This is a genomic window from Chryseobacterium barbadense, assembly GCF_042849955.1.
GTDB lineage: Bacteria > Bacteroidota > Bacteroidia > Flavobacteriales > Weeksellaceae > Chryseobacterium.
Genome location: NZ_BAAFHL010000101.1, coordinates 1 through 4927, shown reverse-complemented (window position 1 = coordinate 4927; position 4927 = coordinate 1). Strand labels below are relative to the sequence as shown.

Below are 4927 nucleotides of genomic sequence, written 5' to 3'. Positions count from 1 at the left end.
CCTTCAAATGAAGGCGTTTTTATTTATTTTTTAAATACGACGGGCAGAATTTCGTTATGCCTTAATCCATATTTCCTGATCTCTTCCTGTGAGAATTTCTGAGAATAAAAATTGGGTTCTGTTTCAAAACCCGCTTTTCTCAAACGGTCGAAATAATCCATCCCGTACCAACGGACGTGATCATATTGCCCGAAATGTTTCTGGCGTTCTTTAGGGTCTTTAATGGTGAAATCTTCATACGTTTTCTCCAGCGAATTTTTCATCGGTACCTGGAAAATCCCCCAACCTCCGGGTCTCATAACCCTGTACAATTCGCTCATGGCTTTGGCATCATCTTCAATATGTTCAAGCACATGGTTACAAAAAACAATATCAAAGCTTTCATCGGCGAAAGGAAGGTCGAGAATATCAGCTTTTACATCTACGATCGGAGAGAATAAATCAGCCGAAATATAATCCAGATTCCTCATTCTTTTGAATTTCCTTAAAAATTCCTGTTCCGGTGCAATATGTAATACCTTGTAGTTTTTTATGAAAAAATCGGTTTCATTCTGAAGATACAGCCACATCTGACGGTGCCTTTCCAAGCTTAAAGTTCCCGGAGACAAAGCATTTTCCCGTTGTTTACCATATCCGTAAGGAAGAAATTTCCTGTAAGACTTTCCGTCTATAGGGTCATAAAACCGGTCTCCCTTAAAGAACTGATAGATAAGCGGTCTTGCCCAGATACTCATGGTAATGAGCATAGGACGAGGAAGTTTATTTAATAAAAGCTTAGTGACTTTTTTCATTAAAAATCCATTTGGAAACGCTTCTCTTCATCACTTTCAATACCTAAAGCTTCATAGATGTATTGATAGGTAGACAATAAAACAGGTTTTCCGTCGATCACAGCCACATCATGCTCAAAGTGTGCAGAAGGCTGGTTGTCCAATGTAGTTACCGTCCATCCGTCATTATGGAATTTCACTTTCTCTGTTCCCATGTTAATCATCGGTTCAATAGCAATGGCCAAGCCGTCTTTGATCACTTTTCCGCTTCCCTGTCTTCCGTAGTTGGGAACCTGTGGATCTTCATGCATTTGTCTTCCCAAGCCATGCCCCACCAGTTCTCTTACCACACCGTACCCTTCTTTTTCACAATAAGATTGTATGGCGTGAGAAATATCCCCTATTCTTTTTCCTCTGATGCATTGTTCGATCCCTTTATAAAGAGATTCTTTAGTAATTTTTAATAATTTTTTGGTTTCAGGCTTTACCTCTCCTACTTCAAAGGTATATGCATGATCCCCCACAAAGCCGTTCAAAATAACTCCGCAGTCTACTGAAAGTACGTCTCCCTCTTTCAATATATCGTTGTTCGGGAACCCATGAACCACTTGTTCATTAGGAGAAATACATAAAGAATACGGGAAACCGCCATAGCCTAAAAAGGCAGGTTCGGCTCCATGATCTTTAATAAAATCATAAGCTAATTTATCTAGGTATGAAGTGGTAATACCTGGTTTGATCTCCTTAGCTAACATTCCTAATGTTTTGGAAACCAAACGTGCACTTTGCTTCATCAGACGAAGCTCTTCTATTGTTTTTAACTGAATCATTTTTTTAATTTTCCAATGTAGAAATATAGCAGTGTAATAATACTGGTTACATTGCTAGATTTATTTTACCAGAACAATCCTTTTTTCTTTTCTTTTTTAAGCTTGGAATAGGCTAAAACTTCTTTTCCTTCTACACGGAATTCTATTCTTTCATTAATAATATTGTAGATCTCTCCCCAACCCGGAAAGCCTCCTAAATTCCTGTCATCAATAAACCAGTCTGCATCTATTTTTCTTGACTGTGTTTCAGAATCAAAAACTTCTCCTTCAAAACTTGAATTGACTGCATAAAATTCAATTCCGTGATTTCTGCAGAATTCAATGGCTTCTTCTAATGTTTTACCATGTCTGTAGGTCCAAAGAATTAATCTATACCCCTGAGACTGTAATTTTTTCAGGGTTTCAAACACGAAAGTTTTTGGCTTTCCTATTCCCGGATAAGCATCATCAACGATAGTTCCGTCAAAATCAACCGCTATTTTCTTATTGTTCAGCATTTTTCTTCTTTTTTTGCTTTTTAGGTTATAGTTTTTGTTTTTATAAGATTTGCAAAGATAAGAAATAAAAAGAGTGCCAAAAACAATCAGCACTCTTACTTTATAATTTATGACAATATGGAACTAATTTTTCACCCAGCTGAATTGAAACTGTTGATCCGGAGTAGAGATCCTGTCAGTAATTTTCTGTAATCTTCCCGGTAATTTCATTAAGTATTCCTGAGCTTTCTCTGCTTTTTCAGTAAGTCCTTTTACATGCTCTATCTTCCATTCATCCAGCAAATCTTTTAGAATATTGATGTAATCCTGTCCTGTATACACCATACATCTTTGAGCTGCATCCGAGAAATGCTCCCAAAGCTCACCCACTTTTTGTCCGGACTGTCTCATCATATGCGCAGGCATTACAATTTTTTTACGCATCATGTCTTCGAATGCAATGATCATTTCAGAAGGATCGATTTCTAAAATTTTCGCCACGAAATATTTGTATGCTTTAGCGTGTCTTGCTTCATCTGCTGCAATCACCCCACACATCTTCGCCAATTTAGCGTTTCCTGATTGTTTTGCCAATGTACCTACCCTTCTGTGAGAAATATTGGTAGCGGTTTCCTGGAAGCTGGTATACACGAAGTTTTTGTAAGGATCCATACTGGTTCCCAAATCGAAACCATCGTTGATCAGGTATTGAGTAGTAATCTCAACTTCTCTCATATTTACTCTTCCACACAGGTAAAGATATTTATTTAACAAATCACCGTGCCTGTTTTCTTCGGCAGTCCATGCTCTTACCCAATTGGCCCAGCCTACTTTTTCTTCCTGGTTGATTCCTTCCACACCCATTAGCCATGATTCATAAGAAGGCAATGCTTCTTCTGTGATGCAATCTCCAATAAGGGTCACAAAAAGATCGTAAGGCATTTCACGGGCAAAAGTCTGGATTTCCTCTAAATCGTATTTAAAATCAGAACTTGAAGGATCTGGAAGCATGTCGGAAGGCTGCCAGATTTTTTCAATCGGCGTTAAAAACTTTTCCAGAAAAGAACTTACTTCCTTTTCTAAAATCCCCATTACTTCTTTCCTAACAAGATTTTGATACATTTTACAATTTAGATTTAATGTGCAAAGATATGATTTTATTATTTAAAGCATAGCGAGTTATATGCCTGACTTTAATCATGAAAAAAATACCGATATTAAAATAATAACGATATTCCCTTAACAATATTATTGATTTTAGCTTACTAAAATATCACCTGTCATGACTTCCGGTATTTCAACCCCCATTATTTTCAAAATGGATGGAGCAATATCTCCCAGTTTTCCAGGCTTCAGATTCCAGGTATGGTCTTTATCCATCACAATAAGCGGAACCAGATTGGTTGAGTGTTGTGTATTCGGTGTTCCATCCGCATTGATCATGACATCTGAATTTCCGTGATCGGCGAGGATGAATACGGCATACCCGTGTTCATAAGCTGTTGTAGCTACCTTTTCAATACATTTGTCCACCGTTTCCGCTGCTTTTACTGCCGCTTCGAAAACCCCGGTGTGTCCTACCATGTCTGTATTGGCGAAGTTTAAACATATGAAATCGGCGGTTTCATGTTCCAATTCGGGAAGAATGGCATTGGTAATATCGTAAGCGGACATTTCCGGCTTCAAATCATAGGTGGGAACATCTTTCGGGCTTGGACAAAGTAATCTTCTTTCGCCGACAAATTCTTTTTCCCGGCCTCCTGAAAAGAAGAAGGTAACGTGCGGATATTTTTCCGTTTCTGCAATCCTGATCTGGGTTTTCCCGTTTCTTTCCAGCACTTCTCCCATCGTATTCTGCAACACCTCTTCATCAAAAACCACCTGCACATTCAGGAAGGTTTTATCATAATTAGTCAATGTAATATAATACAGATTCAATTTACGCATAAAATATTCCGGAAAATCCTTTTGAGAAAGCACTTCTGTGATCTCCCGGCCTCTGTCTGTACGGAAATTAAAGCAGATTACCACATCATTATCTACAATTTTAGCTACCGGTACTACATTTCCTGTAGCAGTGGTATTCACCAAGATAATCGGTTTTAAAAATTCGTCCGTAATATTTGCCTCATAAGACGCCTTAATGGCAGCCAGCGCATCTGTAGTCTGTAAACCGACTCCTTCTGTTAATGCATCATAAGCTAATTTCACACGCTCCCATCTTTTATCACGGTCCATTGCATAATATCTTCCTGTTACGGTTGCCAGTTTTCCGGTGGTAACTTCCATATGCTTCTGAAGCTCGTCAATAAAGCCAAGTCCTGAATGCGGATCACAGTCTCTACCGTCTGTAAAAGCATGAACAAAAACGTTTTCATTCAAACCGAATTCTTTGGCAGCCGTTAGTAATCCTTTTAAATGATTGATATGTGAATGTACTCCTCCATTGGAAACCAACCCGATGAAGTGTATTTTTTTATTTTCTCTTTTAGCATATTCAAAAGCTGTCTGAATCACCTGTTCCTGACCTAAAGTACCATTTTCAACAGCCATATTAAGTTTGACCAGGTTTTGGTACACTACTCTTCCCGCTCCTAAATTCATATGTCCTACTTCGGAATTTCCCATTTGCCCGGCCGGAAGACCTACCGCCAAACCACTTGCTTCCAGTGTTGTATGAGGAAATTTCTTATAACAACTGTCTATAAATGGTGTATCTGCTTTATCTATAGCTGAAACATCAGGATTCATTCCCAATCCCCATCCGTCAAGGATTGCTAGTATTGCTTTTTTTGACATTATGTATGATTTAACCATACAAATTTATCTATTTTACTATGAATAAAAGAAT

5 protein-coding genes are annotated in these 4927 nt (G+C 38.2%); all 5 read right to left on the bottom strand.

Annotation, left to right across the window (positions count from 1 at the left end; translation table 11 throughout):
• Positions 1-23 precede the first annotated feature (23 nt).
• On the bottom strand, positions 24-791 hold the full coding sequence (locus tag ACGHIN_RS16450) for a class I SAM-dependent methyltransferase (RefSeq protein ID WP_390456030.1): 768 nt from the start codon (positions 789-791) through the stop codon (positions 24-26).
• Entirely contained in the window at positions 791-1600 is an 810-nt protein-coding gene (map, locus tag ACGHIN_RS16445) for a type I methionyl aminopeptidase (protein ID WP_390456027.1), read from the bottom strand. The genes ACGHIN_RS16450 and map overlap by 1 nt, the downstream gene beginning before the upstream one ends.
• 65 nt (positions 1601-1665) lie before the next feature.
• A complete protein-coding gene (locus tag ACGHIN_RS16440; protein WP_390456025.1) occupies positions 1666-2097 on the bottom strand; it encodes a BT0820 family HAD-type phosphatase in 432 nt (143 codons plus the stop codon).
• A gap of 123 nt (positions 2098-2220) precedes the next feature.
• Entirely contained in the window at positions 2221-3198 is a 978-nt protein-coding gene (locus tag ACGHIN_RS16435) for an acyl-ACP desaturase (RefSeq protein WP_390456022.1), read from the bottom strand.
• A 135-nt stretch (positions 3199-3333) separates the two neighbouring features.
• Positions 3334-4875, bottom strand: a complete 1542-nt coding sequence (gene gpmI, locus ACGHIN_RS16430) for a 2,3-bisphosphoglycerate-independent phosphoglycerate mutase (protein ID WP_390456019.1) — start codon at positions 4873-4875, stop codon at positions 3334-3336.
• Positions 4876-4927 lie beyond the last annotated feature (52 nt).

Coding starts and splice junctions, on each gene's coding strand:
- gpmI (WP_390456019.1), bottom strand. CDS start 4,875: ATGTCAAAAAAAGCAATACTAGCAATCCTTGACGGATGGGGATTGGGA.
- ACGHIN_RS16435 (WP_390456022.1), bottom strand. CDS start 3,198: ATGTATCAAAATCTTGTTAGGAAAGAAGTAATGGGGATTTTAGAAAAG.
- ACGHIN_RS16450 (WP_390456030.1), bottom strand. CDS start 791: ATGAAAAAAGTCACTAAGCTTTTATTAAATAAACTTCCTCGTCCTATG.
- map (WP_390456027.1), bottom strand. CDS start 1,600: ATGATTCAGTTAAAAACAATAGAAGAGCTTCGTCTGATGAAGCAAAGT.
- ACGHIN_RS16440 (WP_390456025.1), bottom strand. CDS start 2,097: ATGCTGAACAATAAGAAAATAGCGGTTGATTTTGACGGAACTATCGTT.